The 21,705-nt window shown below is 76.0% G+C and carries 2 protein-coding genes; both read left to right on the forward strand.

Translation table 11 applies throughout. From position 1 onward, the window contains the following. Positions 1-95: 95 nt before the first annotated feature. Entirely contained in the window at positions 96-14,357 is a 14,262-nt protein-coding gene (locus tag ACIQVI_RS20825; protein ID WP_403597860.1) for an amino acid adenylation domain-containing protein, read from the forward strand. Between the two features lie 20 nt (positions 14,358-14,377). Continuing rightward, positions 14,378-21,616, forward strand: a complete 7,239-nt coding sequence (locus ACIQVI_RS20830) for an amino acid adenylation domain-containing protein (protein WP_403598738.1) — start codon at positions 14,378-14,380, stop codon at positions 21,614-21,616. Positions 21,617-21,705 lie beyond the last annotated feature (89 nt).

Consider the following 21,705-nt stretch of genomic DNA (forward strand, 5'->3'; position numbering starts at 1 on the left):
CACCGGCCGGCGCCCCGCCCCTCCCCCTTCACCCCTCTCCGTCCCGTCCCGCCGCAGGCCCCGAGCCGCCGCGGGTGACCCCTGGAGCAAGATCCATGACCGAGCGTGCTCTGCGACGCCTCGCCCTGACCGGGGCCCAGACCGGAGTCTGGTACGGCCAGCGGCTCGACCCCGACTCCCCGGTCTACAACGTCGGGCAGTACGTCGCCGTCGACGGCGCGCTCGACCCCGACCTCTTCGCCACGGCCCTGCGCCGGGTCCTCGGCGAGTGCGAGGCCCTGACCGTCCGCTTCGAGGAGGGCGCCGACGGGCAGCCCTCCCAGGTCCTCGCCGACGCGCCCCCGAGCGGCCCCGTCGTCGAGGTCGTGGACCACCTCGGCGCCCCGGACCCGGAGGCCGCCGCGCTCGCCGCGATGCGCGCCGACATGGCGACGCCCGCCGACCCGGCCACCGCCCCGCTGTTCGGCTTCGCCCTGCACCGGGTCGCCCCGGACCGCACCCTCTGGTACCAGCGCGTCCACCACATCGCGCTCGACGCCTACGGCTTCTCGCTCCTGTCCCGCCGCACCGCCGAGGTCTACACGGCGCTCGCGCGCGGCGAGGAGCCCACCCCCTCCCCCTTCGGCCCGCTGTCCGCCGTCGTCGAGGAGGAGGCCGCCTACCGGGACGGCGAGCGGTACGCCGCCGACCGCGCGTACTGGCTGGACCGGCTCGCGGACCGGGGCGACCACGAGCCGCTGGCCGGCGCCTCCTTCCCGGCCGCCCCCGACTTCCTGCGCGCCTCGGCCGCGCTCACCCCCGAGGCCACCGCCGGGGTCCTCGCCCTCGCCCGCGCCGCCAAGGCCACCTGGGCGGACGCCGTGACGGCCGCCTTCGCCGCCTTCCTGCACCGCTCGACCGGCGACCGGGACGTCCTGCTCTCGCTGCCCGCGATGGCCCGCCTCGGCTCGGCCTCCCTCGCCGTCCCGGCGATGGTGGTCAACGTGCTGCCGCTGCGGGTCGCGGTCCGCCCGGACCTCCCGCTGGCCGAGCTGGTCGCCGAGGTCGCCGCCGGCGTCCGCGACCTGCGCCGCCACCAGCGCTACCGCGCCGAGGACATCCGCCGCGACCTCGGTCTCGTCGGCCGCGACCGGGGCCCCCTCGGCCCGATGGTCAACGTCAAGGCCTTCGACAACGCCCTCGACTTCGCCGGCGCCCCCGGCACCGTGCACAACGTGGCCGCCGGACCGGTGGACGACCTCACCCTGGCCGTCCGCCACGACACGGCCGCCGGCCGGATCGCCTTCGAACTCGACGCCAACCCGCGCGCCTACGACGCCGAGGGCCTGAACGCCCGCTGCGCCGAGTTCGTCCGCTTCCTCACCGAGGCCGTCACCGCCGGACCCGACACCCCCGTGGGCCGCCCCGACCTCCTCGACGGCGCCCTCCTGGAGACCCTCGCCGGACAGGCCGCCGCGACCGCCCGCGCGATCGCGCCCGGCACCGTCGTCGAGGCCTTCGCCGCCCGGGTGCGCGAGCACCCCGAGGCCGTCGCGCTCGTCGCGGGCGCCGAGGAGCTCACGTACGCGGAGCTCGACGCCCGGGTCGACCGGCTGGCCCGGCTGCTCGCCGCGCGCGGCGTCGGCCCCGAGCGGTTCGTCGGCATCGCCCTGCCGCGCGGCGCCGAGCTGATCGTCGCCCTGCTCGCCGTGCTCAGAGCGGGCGGCGCCTATCTGCCGCTCGACCTCGAATACCCGGCCGAGCGCCTGGAGTTCATGGTCGAGGACGCGCGCCCGGTGTGCGTCCTCACCACCCTGGCCGCCGCGGCCGACGCCCCCGACGTGCCCGGCACCGAGACCCTCGTCCTGGACTCCCCCGACGCGCTGTCCGCGCTCGCGGACCTGGCCGGCGAGCCCGCCGGGCCGCTCCCGGCCCCGGACGGCGACCACCCGGCGTACGTCATCCACACCTCCGGCTCCACCGGCCGCCCCAAGGGCGTGGTGATCCCGCACTCCGCGCTCGCCAACTTCCTGCGGATGCAGGCCCACGAGCTGGCCATGGAGCCCGGCGACGGGCTCGTCGCCGTCACCACGGTCTCCTTCGACATCGCCGCCCTGGAGATCCACGTCCCGCTCATCAGCGGCGCGGCGGTCGTCCTCGCGGGCCGCGACACCGTCCGCGACCCGGCGGCCCTCGCCGCCCTGGTCGAGGCCCACCGGCCGGCCGTCATGCAGGCGACGCCGTCGCTGTGGCACGCCCTCCTGGAGGAGGGCGCCCCGCGCGCCCTGGCCCGCACCAAGGTCCTCGTCGGCGGCGAGGCGCTGCCCGCCGCCCTCGCCGAGCGCCTCGCCCGCACGGCCGCCTCGGTCACCAACGTGTACGGGCCGACCGAGGTGACCGTCTGGGCCACCTCCTCCGTCCTCTCCCCCGAGCACACCGGCACCCCGGACATCGGCCTGCCGTTCTGGAACACCCGCGCCCACGTCCTCGACTCGGCGCTCCGCCCCGTCCCGCACGGCCGCCCCGGCGAGCTGTACCTGTCCGGCGACCAGCTGGCGCGCGGCTACCTCGGCCGCCCGGCGCTCACCTCCGAGCGGTTCGTGGCCGACCCGTACGGCCCCGCGGGCTCCCGCATGTACCGCACCGGCGACCTGGTGCGCCGCCGCCCCGACGGCGTCATCGACTTCCTCGGCCGCGCCGACGACCAGGTGAAGGTGCGCGGCTTCCGCATCGAACTCGGCGAGATCGAGACCGCCCTGACGGACCGTCCGGAGGTGGACCGGGCCGTGGTCGTGGTCCGCGAGGACATACCCGGCTCCCCGCTCCTGGTCGGCTACGTCACCGGGGCGGGCGACCCCGCCCCGGACGCGGCCGGACTGCGCGCGGCGGTCGGCGAGCGGCTTCCCGCGCACATGGTGCCGTCGGCCGTGGTGGTCCTGGACGCCTTCCCGCTCACCGCCAACGGCAAGGTGGACCGGCGTTCGCTGCCCGCGCCCGACCTGGCCGGGTCCGCCGCGACCGCCGGCCGGACCCCCCGCGACGCCCGCGAGGAGATCGTCGCCGGGGCGTACGCGGACGTCCTGGAGCTGGCCTCGGTCGGCCCCGACGACGACTTCTTCGACCTCGGCGGCCACTCGCTGCTCGCCGCCCGCGTCGCGGCCCGGCTGCGCACCGCGCTCGGCTCCGACTGCGGCGTGCGGGACGTCTTCGAGGCCCGTACGCCCGCGGCCCTGGCCGAGCGGCTCGCCGCCCGCACCGCGTCGGGCGCCCGCCCGGCGCTCACCGCCGGGGAGCGGCCCGAGGTCCTCCCGCTGTCCGACGCCCAGCACCGGCTCTGGTTCCTGCACCAGCTGGAGGGCCCCAGCGCCACGTACAACATCCCGTTCGTGGCCCGGTTCGGCACGCTCCTGGACCCGGCGGCCCTGGACGCGGCCCTCGGGGACGTGGTGGCCCGGCACGAGACGCTGCGCACGGTCTTCGCCGAGCACGACGGCGAGCCCCACCAGCGGATCCTGGACCCGGCCGACGCCGGGGTGCGGCTGCGCGTGGAGGAGACCGCCACGGACGGTGTCGACGCGGCCGTGGAGACGGCCCTCGGGCACCTCTTCGACCTGTCGGCGGAGGCCCCGGTGCGGGTCACCCTGGTCCGCGACACCGGGCGCGGCGCCGACGCCCTGGTGGTGCTGCTCCACCACATCGCCAGCGACGAGTGGTCGATGGGCCCGTTCCTGAACGGCCTCGAACACGCCTACGCGGCACGGCTCCGGGGCGAGGCGCCCGAGTTCGCCCCGCTGCCGGTGCAGTACGCCGACTTCGCGCTCTGGCAGCGCGAGGCCCTGGGCGACCCGGCGGACCCGGAGTCCCCCGCCGCCCGGCAGGCCGCCCACTGGCGCGAGGCGCTGGCCGGCCTTCCGGCCGAGGCGACCCCGCCCGCCGACCGGCCCCGGCCCGCCGAGCCCGACAACGCGGGCGGCATGGTGCACCACGAGGTGCCCGCCGCCCTCGCCTCCGGCATCCGCCGCCTGGCCCGCGAGTCCGGCACCAGCGTCTTCATGGTCGTGCACGCGGCCGTCGCCGCCCTGCTCCACCGGCTCGGCGCGGGCGACGACATCCCCCTCGGCAGCCCGGTCGCCGGCCGGTCCGACCCGGCCCTGGACGGTCTCGTCGGCTTCTTCGTGAACACGGTGGTGCTGCGCACCGACCTGTCCGGCGACCCGACGTTCGCCGCCCTCCTGGAGCGGGTGCGCGGCACCGACCTGGCCGCGCTCGACCACGCCGACCTGCCGTTCGACGCGGTCGTGGAGGCGGTCAACCCGGAGCGCTCCCTCACCCGGCACCCGCTCTTCCAGACCATGGTGTCGCACAGCACCGTCACCCAGGACGTGCGCGCCCTGTTCGGCCTGGACGCGGCCGTGGACCGCACCGACCCGGGCGTCACCAAGTTCGACCTCGACGTCACCTTCTCCGACAGCGCCCACGGCGACGAGCTCGACCTCGAGGTGTTCTACTCGTCCGCCCTGTTCGACCGGGCCACGGCCGACGCGCTCGCCGCCCGCCTCCTGCTCCTCCTGGAGCAGGCCGTCGCCGCCCCGGAGACCCCGGTCTCCGCGTACGAGCTGCGCTCCGGCGAGGAGCGGGCGCTCCTGGAGCGGTGGAACGACACCGCCGTCGACCACTCCGGCGCCGGCGTCGTGGAGATCCTGGCCGAGCGCGTCGCGGCGACGCCCGACGCGACCGCCCTGGTCTGCGGCGACCTGAGCCTCACCTTCGCCGAGCTCGACGACCGGGTCACCCGGCTCGCGCTGCTGCTCGCCGCGGAGGGCGTCGGCCCGGACGCCGTCGTGGCGCTCGCCGTGCCCCGCTCGGCCGAGTCCGTCGTCGCCGCCTTCGCCGTCCTCAAGGCCGGCGGCGCCTACCTGCCGCTCGACCTGGACCACCCGGAGGAGCGCCTGGCGTACATGCTGGACGACGCCGCGCCGGTCTGCGTCGTCACCACCCGGGCCGTGGACGGCCGGGTCCCGGACGCGAACGGCGCGCCCCGGCTCGTCCTGGACGACCCGGCGGTACGGGACCGGCTGGCGGCCGCCGAGGGCCCGGCGCCCCGCGCGCCGCGCCCGGACGACCTGGCGTACGTCATCTACACCTCCGGCTCCACCGGCCGCCCCAAGGGCGTCGGCCTGCACCACGCCGGTCTGACGAACCTGTACCGGGACCACGAGCGGCAGCTCTACCGCCCGGTCGCGGACCGGCTCGGGCGGCGCGTGCGCGCCCTGCACACCGCCTCGTTCTCCTTCGACTCCTCGTGGGAGCAGCTCCTGTGGCTGATCGCGGGCCACGAGCTGCACGTCCTCGACGAGTACGGGCGCCGCGACGCGGACGCCGTCGTCGCCCACGTGCGGGAGGCGCGGATCGACGCGCTCGACGTCACCCCCTCGTACGGCCGCCACCTGCTCGACGCGGGCCTGCTCGCGGGCGGGCACCGGCCGCCGCTGTTCCTGCTCGGCGGCGAGGCCGTGCCGCCCGCCCTGTGGACGGAGCTGCGCGCGGTCCCCGGCGTGGAGACGGTGAACTACTACGGTCCCACCGAGTTCACGGTGGACGCCCTGGTCGCCCGGGTCACCGACTGCGAGACCCCGGTGGTGGGCCGTCCGCTCGACAACACCCGGGCGCACGTCCTGGACGCCCGGCTGCGGCCGGTGCCGCCCGGCGTGCCCGGCGAGCTGTACCTCGCGGGCGTCCAGAACGCCCGCGGCTACCTGGGCCGTTCCGTGCTCACCGCCGAGCGGTTCGTGGCCGACCCGTACGGCCCGGCCGGCTCCCGCATGTACCGCACGGGCGACCTGGCGCGCCGCCGCGCCGACGGCCTGATCGAGTTCCTGGGCCGCGCCGACGACCAGGTCAAGATCCGCGGCTTCCGCGTGGAGCTCGGCGAGATCGAGGCCGAGCTGACGGCCTGCGAGGGCGTCGCCTCGGCGGCCGTCCTGGTCCGCGAGGACGTCCCGGGCGTGCCGCGCCTGGTGGCGTACACGACCGGCGGCGCCGACCCGGACGCGGTGCGCCGCGAGGTCGCCGGGCGCCTGCCCGAGTACATGGTCCCGGCGGCGGTCGTCGCCCTGGACGTCCTGCCGGTGAACGTCAACGGCAAGCTGGACCGGACCGCCCTGCCCGCGCCCGCCGTGACGGCCGCCGCGCCGTCCCGCGCCCCGCGCGGCGCGACGGAGGAGCGCCTCGCGGAGGCGTTCGCGGAGGTCCTGGGCCTGGCGTCGGTCGGCGCCGAGGACGACTTCTTCGCGCTCGGCGGGCACTCCCTGCTCGCGACGCGCCTGGTGGCCCGGGTGCGGGCGGCGGGCCGCGCCTGCTCGGTGCGGGACGTGTTCGAGGCGCGTACGGTCGCGGCGCTCGCGGCCCGGCTCGCGGAGCGGACCGCCTCCGAGCGGCCCGCCCTCGCCCCCGCCGTGCGCCCCGAGCGGCTGCCGCTCTCGTACGCGCAGCGGCGCCTGTGGTTCCAGTACGACATGGACGGCGCGAGCTCCACGTACACCGTCCCGCTGGCGCTGCGGCTGCGGGAGCGGCCCGACGTCGACGCGCTGCGCGCCGCGTTCGGGGACCTGGTGGCGCGCCACGAGGTGCTGCGGACCGTGTTCGCGGAGGCCGACGGCGAGCCGTACCAGCGGATCCTGGCCCCCGGCGAGGCCGAGGTGCCGTTCGCGGTCCGCGAGGTGGCCCCGGAGGCGCTCGCGGACGCGGTGGAGGCGAAGGTCGCCGAGCCCCTGGGCCTGGAGTCCGAACTCCCGCTGCGGGTCACGCTGTTCGGCACGTCCGCCGGCGAGCACGTGCTCGTGGTGCTGCTGCACCACATCGCGACCGACGAGTGGTCCACCGGACCGCTCCTGGCCGACCTGGACACCGCCTACACCGCCCGCCTCGCGGGCCGGGCCCCGGAGTTCCCCGAACTCCCCGTCCAGTACGCCGACTACGCCCTCTGGCAGCGCGAACTCCTCGGTGACGCGGCGGACGACTCCTCCCTGGCCTCCCGCCAGTCCGCCTTCTGGCGCGACGCCCTGGCGGGGCTGCCGGAGGAGCTGGCACTGCCCACCGACCGGCCCCGGCCCGCCGTCCCGACCCACCGGGGCGACACGGTCACGGCCGAGCTTCCGGCCGGCCTCGTGGCCCGTCTCGACCGGCTGGCGGCGGACTCCGGCGCGACCATGTTCATGGTGGTCCACGCGGCCGTCGCGGCCCTGCTGCACCGGCTCGGCGCCGGGGACGACATCCCCCTCGGCACCCCGGTCGCGGGACGCGGCGACAGCGCCCTCGACGGGCTCGTGGGCTTCTTCGTCAACACGGCCGTGCTGCGCACCGACCTGTCGGGCGACCCGTCCTTCACGGAGCTGCTCGGCCGCGCCCGTACGGCGGGGCTCGCGGTCCTCGACCACGCCGACCTGCCCTTCGACGCCGTCGTGGAGGCGGTCGCCCCGGTCCGCTCGCTCGCCCGCCACCCGCTGTTCCAGACGATGGTGGCGTACGAGGGCGGCGGTCCGGACCTGTCCCGGCTGCTCGGCACGGACGCCGGGGAGTTCCCGGTGCGGGGCGGCGCGGCCAAGTTCGACCTGGAGATCCTGTTCCGGCGCACCGGGGACGCGGACGGCGCCGGCATGACCTGCGGTCTGCGCTACGCGACCGACCTGTTCGAGCGGGCGGGCGCCGAGCGCCTGACGGAGCGGCTCGTCCGGCTCCTGGAGGCCGTGGCGGCCGCGCCCGACGCGCCCGTGTCCTCGGCTGCCCTGATGGACGGGGACGAGCGGCGCCGGGTCCTGGAGGAGTGGAACGCGACCGAGCGGGTCGTGGACGGCCCCCGGACCCTCGCGGACCTGGTGGCGGCGGGCGCGGCGAAGGCCGAGGGCCCGGCCCTGGTCTTCGAGGACGAGGAGCTGTCCCGCACGGAGTTCGACGCGCGCGTCAACCGCCTCGCACGGCTCCTGATCGGCCGGGGCGTGGGACCGGAGTCGGTCGTCGCCGTGGCCCTGCCCCGCTCGCTCGACCTGCTGATCGCGATCCACGCCGTGGTGCGGGCCGGAGGCGCCTACCTGCCGCTCGACCTCACCCTGCCCGCCGACCGCCTCACCCACATGACGGACACCGCGCGTCCGGTGTGCGTCCTGACCGACCTTCCGTCGCTCGGCGCGCTGCCGGCCGGCGTGGAGGCCGAGCCGGTGGTCCTGGACGCGCCCGAGGTGCGCGCGGAGCTGGACGGCCTGGCCGACGGCGGGGTCACGGACGCGGACCGGCGGGCGCCACTGCTGCCGCGCCACCCGGCGTACGTCATCTTCACCTCCGGCTCCACCGGCCGCCCCAAGGGCGTCATGGTCGAGCACAAAGCCATCGTCAACCGTCTGGCCTGGATGGAGGGCACCTACCGGCTGACCTCGGCCGACCGGGTCCTCCAGAAGACCCCGACCACGTTCGACGTCTCCGTGTGGGAGCTGTTCTGGCCGCTCGCCCAGGGCGTGCCGCTCGTCGTCGCCCGGCCCGAGGGGCACCGGGACCCGGAGTACCTCGCGGAGCTGATCCGCGGGCAGCGGGTCAGCGTGCTGCACTTCGTGCCGTCGATGCTCCAGGCCTTCCTGGACTCGGTGGACGTGGCGGACTGCCCGGGGCTGCGCCTGGTCGTGTGCAGCGGCGAGGCCCTGCCCACCGACCTGGTGAACCGTTTCCACGCCTCCGCCGGGGACCGGACGGTCGCCCTGGAGAACCTGTACGGGCCGACCGAGGCCGCGGTGGACGTCACCGCCGCCACGGCCCTCTCGGGCGCGACGACGGCCTCGGCCTCCATCGGCTCCCCCGTGTGGAACACCCGCGTCCACGTCCTGGACCACCGGCTGCGGCCGGTCCCGGTCGGCGTCCCCGGCGAGCTCTACCTCGCGGGCGTCCAGCTCGCCCGCGGCTACCTCTCCCGCCCCGACCTGACGGCGGAACGATTCGTCGCGGACCCGTACGGGCCCGCCGGATCCCGCATGTACCGCACGGGCGACCTCGTCGTCCGCCACGCGGACGGGCGGCTCCAGTACCTCGGCCGCACCGACGACCAGGTCAAGCTGCGCGGCCTGCGGATCGAGCTGGGCGAGATCGACGCGGTCGTGGCGTCGGCCCCCGGCGTGGCGCACGCGGTGACCCTGGTCCGCGAGGACCGGCCCGGCGTGCAGCGGCTCGTGGGGTACGTCGTCGGCACCGGCGACGGGCCGGTCCCCGTGGACGCGGTGCGCGCCCACGCGGCCTCCCGCCTGCCGGAGTACATGGTCCCGAACGTGTTCCTGGAGATCCCGGCCGTTCCCCTCTCCCCCAACGGCAAGCTGGACCGGCGGGCCCTGCCCGTGCCGCCGGACGCCGTCGCCGGGCCCTCGCGGGCGCCGAGGGACGCGCGCGAGGAGATCCTGCTCGGGATCGTCGCGGCCGTGCTCGGCCTGGAGACGGCCGGCGTCGAGGACGACTTCTTCGACCTCGGCGGCCACTCCCTGCTCGCGGCCCGCGCGGCGAGCCGGATGCGGTCCGCCCTCGGCGTGGAGTGCTCGGTGCGGGACGTGTTCGAGGCGCGTACGGTCGCGGCGCTCGCGGCCCGGCTCGCGGAGCGGACCGCCTCCGAGCGGCCCGCCCTGGTCCCCACCGTGCGCCCCGAGCGGCTGCCGCTCTCGTACGCCCAGCGGCGCCTGTGGCTCTTCGACAGCGTCCGGGGTCCGGGGACCGCGTACAACGTGCCCTTCGCGGTGCGTCTCGACGGGCCCGTGGACGCGGCCGCCGTGCGCGCGGCCGTGGAGGACGTGGTGGCGCGGCACGAGGTGCTGCGGACCGTGTTCGCGGAGGCCGACGGCGAGCCGTACCAGCGGATCCTGGCCCCGGGCGAGGCCGAGGTGCCGTTCGCGGCGCGCCGGGTCCGCGCCGGGGACCTGGCCGCCGAGGCGGAGGCCGCCTCCCGGTACGTCTTCGACCTGGCCCGGGAGATCCCGGTGCGGGTGACGCTGCTCAGCGCGTCCGACGAGGAGCACGTGCACGTGCTGGTCGTGCTCCTGCACCACATCGCGACCGACGAGTGGTCCACCGGACCGCTCCTGGCCGACCTGGACACCGCCTACGCGGCCCGTGCCGCCGGCCGGGCCCCGGAGTTCCCCGAACTCCCGGTCCAGTACGCCGACTACGCCCTCTGGCAGCGCGAACTCCTGGGCGACACCGAGGAGTCGGACTCGACAGCGGCACGTCAGGCCGCGTACTGGCGGGAGGCGCTCGCCGGACTGCCGGAGGAGCTCGGCCTGTTCACCGACACCCCGCGCCCGGCGACGCCGACGCACGGCGGCGACGTGGTCCCGTTCGACGTGTCCGCCGCGACGGGTGCCGGGCTCGCCCGGATCGCCCGCGACTCCGGCGCGACGATGTTCATGGTGGTGCACGCGGCCGTCGCGGCCCTGCTGCACCGGCTCGGCGCCGGGGACGACATCCCCCTCGGCGCCCCGGTCTCCGGGCGCGGCGACGAGCAGCTCGACGGGCTCGTGGGCTTCTTCCTGAACACGCTCGTGCTGCGCGCGGACGTGTCGGGCGAGCCGACGTTCGCCGGTCTGGTCGACCGGGTGCGGGACGCCGGGCTCGCGGGCTTCGCCCACGCCGACCTGCCGCTCGAAGCGGTGGCGGAGGCGGTGGGCGCGGCCCGCTCCCAGGCCCGCAACCCGCTGTTCCAGGCGATGGTGACCTACCACTCGGTGTCCACCGAGGTGTCCTCGCTCTTCGGGGTCACGGCCCGTGAACTGCCGGTGGAGATCGGCGGGTCGAAGGTCGACCTGGAGTTCGCGTTCGGTGGCTCGGAGGACGACGGGCGGATCGAGGGCGGCCTGCGGTACGCGACCGACCTCTTCGGCCGGGCGGGCGCCGAGCGGCTCGTGGAGCGGCTCGTCCGCCTCCTCGACGCCGTGGCGGCCGACCCGGGCGCCCCGGTCTCCTCCCTGGAGCTGATGGACGGGGACGAGCGGCACACCCTGGAGGGCTGGAACGCGACCGAGCGGGTCGTGGACGGCCCCCGGACCCTCGCGGACCTGGTGGCGGCGGGCGCGGCGAAGGCCGAGGGCCCCGCCCTGGTCTTCGAGGACGAGGAGCTGTCCCGTACCGAGTTCGACGCGCGGGTCAACCGCCTCGCCCGGCTCCTCATCGGCCGGGGCGTGGGCCCCGAGTCGGTCGTCGCCGTGGCGCTCCCGCGCTCGCTCGACCTGCTGATCGCCATCCACGCCGTGGTGCGGGCCGGCGGCGCCTACCTGCCGCTCGACCTCACCCTGCCCGCCGACCGCCTCACCCACATGTGCGAGACGGCCCGGCCCGTCGCCGTCCTCACCGACGCGGCCTCGGCGCCGGACCTTCCGGCGGGGCTCGCGGCGGAGCGGATCGTGCTCGACTCGGCCGCCGTGGCGGCGGAGTGGGCGGGCGCGGACGCGCACGCGGTGACGGACACGGACCGGCGGGCACCGCTGCTGCCGCGCCACCCGGCGTACGTCATCTTCACCTCCGGCTCCACCGGCCGCCCCAAGGGCGTCATGGTCGAGCACGAGGCCATCGTCAACCGCCTCCAGTGGATGCAGGGCGCGTACGGGCTCACGCCCGCCGACCGGGTCCTCCAGAAGACGCCGACCACGTTCGACGTCTCCGTGTGGGAGCTGTTCTGGCCGGTGGCACAGGGCGTGCCGCTGGTCGTCGCCCGGCCGGACGGTCACAAGGACCCGGAGTACCTGGCCGAGGTGATCCGCGAGCGGCGGGTCAGCGTGCTGCACTTCGTGCCGTCGATGCTGGCCGCGTTCGTCGCGGGCGTGGAGATCGCGGACTGCCCGAGCCTGCGGCTCGTGGTGTGCAGCGGCGAGGCCCTGCCGACGGACCTCGTGGACCGGTTCCACGCCTCCGCCGGGGACCGGACGGTCGCCCTGGAGAACCTGTACGGACCGACCGAGGCCGCGGTGGACGTCACCGCCGCCACGGCCCTCCCGGGCGCGACGGCGGCCTCGGCCTCCATCGGCTCCCCCGTGTGGAACACCCGCGTCCACGTCCTGGACCACCGGCTGCGGCCGGTCCCGGTCGGCGTGCCCGGCGAGCTGTACCTCGCGGGCGTCCAGCTCGCCCGCGGCTACCTCTCCCGCCCCGACCTGACCGCCGAGCGGTTCGTGGCCGACCCGTACGGGCCCGCCGGATCCCGCATGTACCGGACCGGCGACCTAGTCGTCCGGCACGACGACGGGCGGCTCCAGTACCTCGGCCGCACCGACGACCAGGTCAAGCTGCGCGGCCTGCGCATCGAACTGGGCGAGATCGACGCGGTGCTCTCCGGGGCGCCCGGGGTGGCCCGCGCCGTCTCGGTGGTCCGCGAGGACCGGCCGGGCGTGCGCAGGCTCGTCGGCTACGCCGTCCCGGCGGGCGACGGACCGCTCGACGCGGACGCGCTGCGGGCGCACGCGGCGACGCGCCTCCCCGAGTACATGGTCCCGGCCGTGATCCTGGAGATCCCGTCCGTGCCGCTCTCCCCGAACGGCAAGCTGGACCGGCGGGCCCTCCCGGTGCCGCCGGAGCCCCGCCGGGCGGCGGCCCCGGCCGCGCCGGCCGCCCCGGCGGCCGCCGCCGAGACGCCGGCCGAGCTGCTCGCGCGGCTGATGGCCGAGGTCCTCGGACTGCCCGAGGTCGGCCCGGAGGACAACTTCTTCGAGCTGGGCGGCGACAGCATCGTCTCCATCCGGTACGTCAGCCAGGCCCGCAAGGCCGGGTTCACGGTGACGGCCCGTCAGGTGTTCCAGCACCCGACCCCGGCCGGTCTGGCCGCCGTCGCCGCGCCCGCCGCCCCGGCGGGCAAGGCCCCGGAGCGTCCGGCCGAGCAGGCGACGGGCCCGCTGGTCCTGCCGCCGGTGGCGCACTGGTTCGCGGGACGCGGCGGCGCGTACCGCCGGTTCTGCCAGGCCCGTCTGGTGCTGCTGCCCGCCGGGGTGCGGCACGCGGACCTGGAGACCGCGCTCCAGGCGGTCCTGGACCGGCACGACGGTCTGCGGCAGGTGCTGAGCGTGGCGCGGCCCGGCGTGTGGAGCGCCGAGGTCGCCCCGGTGGGCTCGCTGACGGCCGCCTCGCTGCTGCGGACGGTGGACGCCGCCGGGCTCGGTGCCGAGGCGCTGCGGGAGCTGGTCTCCCGCGAGTCGGACCGGGCCGCGGGCGAGCTGGACCCGGAGTCCGGCCGGACCGTGCGGGCCGTGCGCTTCGACGCCGGTCCCGGCGAGCCGGGCAGGCTGCTGCTCGTCGCCCACCACCTGGTGGTGGACGAGGTGTCGTGGCAGATCCTGCTGCCGGACCTGCGGGCCGCGTGCGAGGCGGCGGCGGAGGGGCGGACGCCCGCCCTCGACGCCGTGCCGACGGCGCTGCGGACCTGGACGGCGGGGCTGCTCGCCGAGGCGCAGAGCGCCCGGCGGACCGCCGAGCTGGACCGGTGGCTCGCCGAGTCCGCGACCGGCGGGCGGCTCCTGACGGACCGTGCGCTCGACCCGGCGCGGGACACGGTGGCGACCGCGCGGCGGCTCACCGTGCGGCTCTCCGCCGAGCGCACCGAGCCCCTCCTGACCGCCGTGCCGCAGGCCTTCCACGGCACGGTCAACGACACGCTGCTCACCGCGCTCGCGCTCGCCGCGGGCGACTGGGCGGCCCGGCAGGGGAAGCCGGCGGACGGCCTGACCGTGGAGCTGGAGGGCCACGGCCGGGAGCAGGACCTCGTCCCGGGCGCCGACCTGACCCGTACGGTCGGCTGGCTGACCAGCGTGTACCCGCTGCGGCTCACCGCGGACTCCTACGACGCGCGTGCGGTCGTGGGCGGGACGCAGGACGCCGGGGCGGCCCTGAAGGAGATCAAGGAGCGGATCCGCGGGGTCCCGGACGGCGGGATCGGCGCCGGGCTGCTGCGGTACGCCAACGCCGCCACCGCCGGTCTGTTCGACCCGGAGGACCGCCCGGAGATCCTGTGGAACTACCTGGGCCGGCAGACCGCCGCCCGGCAGTCCGCCTGGGGACCGGCCGAGGAGGCCGACGCGCTCGCCGTCGGCCCCGAGCCGGACGCCCCGCTCGCGTACCCCCTCCAGGTGGACGCGGAGGTCGAGCACGGTCCGGACGGGCCGGAGCTCGCCGCCTCCTTCCTGTGGGCGGGCGACGTCCTGTCCCAGGACACGGTCGCGGCGCTCGCGGACGGCTGGACGGCCGCCCTCGACGCGCTCGCGGCCTGGGCCGCGGGCGGGGTCACCGCCGGGCACACCCCGTCCGACCTCGACCTGCTCGACCTCGACCAGAACCAGATCACCATGCTCGAAGAAATGTGGAGGGCCCAGCAGTGACGCAGGCTCGTATCGAGGACATGCTGCCGCTGTCCCCCCTTCAGCAGGGGATGCTGTTCCACTCCGTCTACGACGACGGGGCGGCCGACGTGTACACCGTGCAGGTGTCGGTGGGGCTCTCGGGCCCGGTCGACGCCGACCGCCTGGAGCGGGCGGCCGCGGCGCTGCTGCGCCGGCATCCGAACCTGCGGGCCGGCTTCTGGCACGAGGGGGTGCCGCAGCCGGTGCAGTTCGTGCCGGCGGAGGTCGTCTTCGGTCTGGAGCGGGTCGACCTGACGGAGGGCGGCGCCCCGGGCGCTTCGCCCGAGGACCGGCTCGCCGGGCTGCGCCGGGCCGAGCTGGCCCGCCGCTTCCAGTTGCACCGGCCGCCGCTGCTGCGGCTCGTGCTCGCCCGGATGGGCGAGGACGACCACCGCCTGGTGATCACGGTCCACCACATCCTGGTCGACGGCTGGTCGATGCCGCTGCTCGTCGGTGACCTGCTCGCCCTGTACGCGGCGGACGGGGACGCCTCGGGGCTGGCGCCGGTGCGCCCGTACCGCGCCTATCTGAAGTGGCTGAAGGAGCAGGACGCCCCGGCCGCCGAGGCCGCCTGGCGGGACGCGCTCGCCGGGGTCGAGGAGGCGACGCTGGTCGCGGAGCCCGACCCGGCGCGCACCCCGGTGCGGCCGGGCGTGCGGACCCTGGACCTCTCGGAGGAGGCCACCGCCCGCCTGACGGCGACGGCCCGCCGTCTGGGCACCACGCCGAGCACCCTGATCCAGTGCGCCTGGGGCCTGCTCGTCGGCGGTCTGACGGGCCGTCGGGACGTGCTGTTCGGTCTGACCGTGTCGGGCCGTCCGGACGAGATACCCGGCGTCGAGTCGATGCTCGGCCTGTTCATCACGACCGTCCCGGTGCGGCTCTCGGTCCGCAACGAGGAGACGGTCGAGGGGCTGCTCCGCCGCTTCCGCGACGAGCAGAACTCCCTCCTGGCCCACCACCACCTCGGGCTGCGCCTGATCCGCAAGCAGAGCGACGCGGGCGAGCTGTTCGACACCCTCGTCGTCATCGAGAACTACCCGGTGGACCCGGCGGCGCGCGAGACCGTCGCCGCCGGGGTGCGGGTGACCGGGGTCGAGGCGGAGGACGCCACCCACTACCCGCTGACCCTCGCGGTGTCCCTGGACGCGCGGGCCACGCTGCGCCTGGAGTACCGCCCGGACGTCTTCGACGACCGTCGCGCGGGCCTGATCGCCGACCGGCTCGCCCACGTCCTGGACCGGATCGCGGAGGAGCCCGGCACCCGGGTCGGGGCGCTGCCCCTGCTGCCCGAGGCGGAGTCGGCGCGGGTGCGCGGGAGCTGGCCGGGGACGGTGCGGGACGTGCCGTCGGGCACGGTCGCGGACGTGTTCGCGGAGCGGGTCGCCCAGGCCCCCGACGAGGTGGCGGTGGTGTGCGGCGGGGAGTCGCTCACCTTCGCGGAGGTCGACGCGCGGGCCGCGCGGCTCGCGTCGCTGCTCGCCGCGCGGGGCGTGGGCCCCGAGTCGGTGGTGGCGCTGGCCGTGCCGCGTTCGGCGGAGACGGTGGTGGCGATCCTCGCCGTCCTGAAGTCCGGCGGCGCGTACCTGCCGCTCGACCTGGACTATCCGGCGGAGCGCCTCGGTCTGATGATCGACGACGCCCGGCCGGCGTGCGTGGTGACCACCGCGCGCGGCCTGGAGCTGCTGCCGGCGGCCGGTGACGGGCCGGAGCGGATCGTCCTGGACGCGCCGGAGACGGCCGCCGCCCTGGCCGGGGCCCCGGCGGAGTTCGCCTCCCCGGCCGTCGCGGACGGGCACCCGGCGTACGTCATCTACACGTCCGGTTCGACCGGGCGCCCCAAGGGCGTCGTGCTGACCCACGGCGGTCTGTCCAACCTGTACGCCAACCACATCGCGGACGTCTTCGGCCCGGTGGTCGAGGCGACCGGCGGCCGGCGCCTGCGCGCGCTGCACACGGCGTCGTTCAGCTTCGACACCTCCTGGGAGCAGCTCTTCTGGCTGGTCGCCGGGCACGAGCTGCACGTCCTGGACGAGGTGGGCCGCCGGGACGCCGAGTTCGTCGTGTCGTACGTGCGGGAGCACCGGATCGAGACGATGGACGTCACCCCGACGTACGCGCTCGGGCTGCTCGACCAGGGCCTCCTGGACCCGGCCGCGCACCGTCCGGCGCTGCTGCTGCTCGGCGGCGAGGCGGTGCCGGAGGCGCTGTGGTCGGCGGTGCGGGCGGCGACCGGCGTCATGTCGGTGAACCTGTACGGCCCGACCGAGTACACGGTGGACGCGCTCGCGGCGGACCTGGCGGCCTCGGCCACCCCGGTGGTGGGCCGGCCGATCGGCAACACGCGCGCGTACCTGCTCGACGCGGCGCTGCGGCCGGTGCCCGCCGGGGCGACCGGCGAGCTGTACCTCGCGGGGCACGGCATCGCGCGCGGCTACCTGGGCCGGTTCGCGCTGACGGCCGAGCGGTTCGTGGCCGACCCGTACGGGGCTCCGGGGTCGCGGATGTACCGCACCGGCGACCTGGCGCGGCTGCGCGCCGACGGGGAGATCGAGTACCTGGGGCGGGCCGACGACCAGGTGAAGATCCGGGGCTTCCGGATCGAGCCCGGCGAGGTCGAGTCCGCGCTCGCGGCGGTCGACGGCGTCGGCGCGGCGGCCGTGGTGGTCCGCGAGGACACGCCGGGGGTGAAGCGGCTCGTCGGCTACGTGACGGGCACGGCGGACCCGGCCGCGATCCGCGAGGAGCTGGCCGCGGGCCTGCCCGACTACATGGTCCCGGCGGCGGTCGTGGTCCTGGACGCGCTGCCGTTCACGGTCAACGGCAAGCTGGACCGGGCGGCGCTGCCCGCGCCGGTGTTCGGCGGCTCCGAGGGGTCGCGGGCGCCGAGCGGGGAGCGCGAGGAGGCCCTGTGCCGGGTCTTCACCGACGTCCTGGGGCTCGCCTCCGTGGGGGTGGACGACGACTTCTTCGCCCTGGGCGGCGACAGCATCGTCTCCATCCAGCTGGTGACCCGGGCCCGCAAGGAGGGCCTGGTGCTCTCCCCGCGCGACGTGTTCGAGCGGCGGACGATCGCGGCGCTCGCGCTCGCGGCCCGCACGCCGGAGGAGAAGGCGGCGTCCGCCTCGGCGGTCGACGCGGACGCCCCGCTGGTGGACCTCGACGAGGCCGGCCGGAAGGTCCTGGAGCAGGTCTTCCCGGGCGCCGAGGAGGTGCTGCCGCTGGCTCCGCTCCAGGAGGGCCTGTACTTCCACGCCCAGTACGACGACCGGGCGCTCGACGTCTACCTGATGCAGAACTTCGTGGAGCTGCGGCACGCCGTGGACACGGCCGCGCTGCGCTCGGCGTTCGACGCGATGCTGCGCCGCCACCCGAACCTGCGCTCGGCGTTCTGGCACGAGGGCCTGCCGGGTCCGGTGCAGGTGGTTCCCGCCGAGTGGGAGCTGCCGTGGGAGGTCCGCGACCTGACGGGTCTGGACCGGGCCGCGCAGGACGAGGCGCAGCGGGAGTTCTCGCTGGCGGACGCGGCGACCCGGTTCGACCTGTCGGCGCCGCCGCTGATGCGCGTGACGCTGCTGAAGTTCGCCGAGGACCGCTGGATGCTGTGCGTGACGCAGCACCACATCCTCACCGACGGCTGGTCGGAGTCGCTGTTCTTCGAGGAGCTGTTCGCGCTGTACGGGGCGGGCGGGCGCGAGGAGATCCTGCCGCCGGTCACGCCGTACCGGGAGTACCTGCGCTGGCTCGCGGGCACCGACGGGGACGCGGCGCGGGCCGCCTGGCGCGACCACCTGTCGGGCCTGGACCAGGCGACCCTGGTCGCGCCGGCCGACCCGACGCGGCAGCCGGTGACGGCCGAGGTGGTGGACATCGCGCTCGGCGAGGAGACCAGCGACCGGCTGCGGTCGTTCGCGCGGGGCTCCGGCGTCACCCTGAACACGGTCCTCTCGGCGGCCTGGGCGCTGTCCCTGTCCGGGATGACCGGCCGGGACGACGTGGTGTTCGGCGCGACGGTCTCGGGCCGTCCGGCGGACGTGCCGGGCGTCGACCAGATGATCGGCATGTTCATGAACACGCTGCCGTTCCGGGTGACGCTGCGTCCCTCGGAGACGCTGCGGGACCTGCTGGTCCGGATGCAGGGCGAGCACGCCGACCTGCTGCCCCACCACTACCTGGGGCTCGGCCCGATCCAGCAGGGCACGGGGATCGGTCAGCTCTTCGACACGCTGTACGTGTTCCGGAACACGCCGCTGGACGACGCGGCGCGCGAGGAGGCCGTGGAGCGGCACCAGATCGGCTGGACGCACAGCGTCGACGGCACGCACTACCCGCTGACCCTGGCGGTGACCCCGGAGCGTTCGCTCGAACTGAGCCTGGCGTACCGGCCGGACCTGTACGACCGGGAGACCGCCGAGCGGCTCGCGGGCCGGCTGCGGCTGCTCGTGGAGCAGTTCGCGGCGGGCGGGGCGACGCCGGTGGGCCGGCTGCGGACCCTGGAGTCCGCCGAGCGGGACGCGCTGCTCGCCCTGGGCGACGACACCGGGTACGACGTGCCGGACGTGCCGCTGGTGGACCTGTTCGCCCGGCAGGCGGCGCGGACCCCGGAGGCCACGGCGCTCGTCTTCGAGGACGAGCGGCTGACCTACGCGGAGCTCGACGAGCGGGCCAACCGGCTCGCGCGGGCGCTGATCGCGCGCGGGGCCGGTCCGGAGCGGACGGTGGCCCTCGGGCTGCCGCGCTCGGCGGACTTCGTGGTCGCGCTGTTCGCGGTCCTGAAGGCGGGGGCGGCGTACCTGCCGCTGGACCTGGACCACCCGGTGGACCGGCTCGCCGCGATGGTCGAGGACGCGGTGCCGGTCTGCCTGGTCACCGTGGACGCCGTACGGGGCCGGGTCCCGGTCGTGGACGGCGTGCCGCCGCTCGCCCTGGACGACCCGGCGGTCGTCGCCGAGCTGGCGGCGCTGTCCGGCGGTCCGGTCGCGGAGGAGGAGCTGACGGAGCCGCGCGACGGGCGCCACCCGGCGTACCTGATCTACACCTCGGGTTCGACCGGCCGCCCCAAGGGCGTGGTGGTGCCGGGCTCGGGTCTGGTCAACATGCTGCTCAACCACCGGGAGCGGATCTTCGACCCGGCGGTGAAGCTGGCGGGCGGGCGCCGGATGCGGGTCGCGCACACGGTGTCGTTCGCGTTCGACATGTCGTGGGAGGAGTTCTTCTGGCTGGTCGACGGGCACGAGGTGCACGTCATCGGCGAGGAGCTGCGGCTCGACCCGGCGGCCCTGACGGCGCATTACGACCGGGTCGGCATCGACGTCGTCAACGTCACGCCGTCGTACGGACAGCAGCTGGTCGACGCGGGTCTGCTCGACGCGGACCGGCACCGTCCGGCGCTCGTGCTGCTCGGCGGCGAGGCCGTGCCGGACTCCCTCTGGTCGCTCCTGGAGGAGACCGAGGGCACGATGGGCTACAACCTGTACGGGCCCACCGAGTACACGATCAACGCGCTGGGCGCCGACGTGGAGATGAGCGTCTCGTCCTGCGTGGGCCGGCCGATCCACAACACCCGGGCCTATGTGCTCGACAGCGCGCTGCGGCCGGTGCCGCGCGGGGTGCCGGGCGAGCTGTACCTGGCGGGCGCGGGTCTGGCCCGGGGCTACTTCGCGCGTCCGGCGCTGACGGCGGAGCGGTTCGTGGCCGACCCGTTCGGCGAGCCGGGCACGCTGATGTACCGCACGGGCGACCTGGTGCGCTGGCGCGAGGACGGGCAGATCGACTACCTGGGCCGGGCCGACCACCAGGTGAAGATCCGCGGCTTCCGGATCGAGCTGGGCGAGATCGAGTCGGCGCTCGCCGCCGCTCCGGGGGTGGCCGCCGCCGCGGTGGTCGTGCACACCGGGGCGAACGGCGTGAAGCGGCTCGTCGCGTACACCGTGCCCGCCTCGGACGCGGTCCGCACGGACCCGGAGGCGGAGACGGCCGCGCTGCGCGCCCTGCTGTCGGCGACGCTGCCGGAGTTCATGGTGCCGTCGGCGTTCGTCGAACTGGCGGCGCTGCCGCTGACGGTGAACGGCAAGGTGGACCGGGCGGCGCTGCCCGCCCCGGTGTTCGCGGACGCGGGCGGCGGCCGGCCGCCGAAGGACGCCCGCGAGGAGCTGCTCTGCGGGATCTTCGCGGACGTGCTCGGTCTGGAGCGGGTCGGCGTGGAGGACAACTTCTTCGAGCTGGGCGGGCATTCGCTGCTCGCGATGCGGCTCGTGGGGCGCATCCGCGACGAGCTGGGCGTGCCGGTGCAGGTGGGCACGGTCATGTCGGCGCCGACGGTCGCGGACGTGGCGGCCCGGATCGGGTCGGACTCGCGCCGGGACGCGCTGCGGGTGCTGCTGCCGCTGCGCGAACGGGGCACGAAGGCGCCGCTGTTCTGCTTCCACCCGGCGTCCGGGTTCAGCTGGCAGTACACGGGTCTGCTGCGCCATCTGGACGCGGACCGGCCGCTGTACGGCGTGCAGTCGCCGGGTCTGGCCGGGGAGCTGCCGGAGGCGGCCGACGTGGCGGAGCTGGCCGAGCTGTACCTGACGGCGATCCGGGAGGTGCAGCCGGAGGGTCCGTACCACTTCGCGGGCTACTCCTTCGGCGGGACGGTGGCGCACACGCTGGCCTCGATGCTCCAGGAGCGGGGCGAGGAGGTCGCCTTCCTGGCGCTGCTCGACGCCTATCCGCCGGAGCGGGACGACTGGTCGTACCTGGACACGCCGGACTGGCGCGAGCGCCTGGAGCGGGAGGAGAACGGCTTCCTGCTCTCGGTGGCGGGCCTGGGCGCGGAGGAGTCCGGGCGCGGCGAGCTGACGCGGGAGGAGGCCGTCGCGGCGATCCGGGACAGCCAGGGCCTGCTGGCCGGGTTCGACGAGGAGCTGCTGCGGGCGATCGTGGACACCAACGTGCACTGCGTGCGGCTGCTCTCGCGCAGCACGACCCGTCACTTCGACGGCGACGTGCTGTTCTTCACGGCCTCCCGCACGACCGCGCCGGAGGACGTGCCGGGCACGGTGTGGCCGGCGTACGTGTCGGGGACGCTCACCGAGCACGTCCTGGACCGGGGTCACGACGAGCTGATGGCTCCCGAGGTCCTCGCGGAGATCGGCCCGGTCCTGGACGGGGCGCTGCGCGCGGTCGCGGAGGGGGGCCCGGTTTCCGGGCGTTCGGGGGCCGTTCGGCAGGCTCCGGAGCGCGAACGCCTTTGAACGGCCCCCGGGAACCGATGGGCAACCGATGAGACTTAGGCTAGGCTTACCTAAGTACGAGGAGAGATCGTGACGGATATCAACGGACC

Origin of the sequence: Streptomyces sp. NPDC098101, from assembly GCF_044760185.1 — a bacterium.
Lineage (GTDB): Bacteria > Actinomycetota > Actinomycetes > Streptomycetales > Streptomycetaceae > Streptomyces.

Excerpts from the sequence above, each read along its gene's own strand:
- ACIQVI_RS20825 (WP_403597860.1), top strand. The coding sequence starts at position 96 with ATGACCGAGCGTGCTCTGCGACGCCTCGCCCTGACCGGGGCCCAGACC.
- ACIQVI_RS20830 (WP_403598738.1), top strand. The coding sequence starts at position 14,378 with ATGCTGCCGCTGTCCCCCCTTCAGCAGGGGATGCTGTTCCACTCCGTC.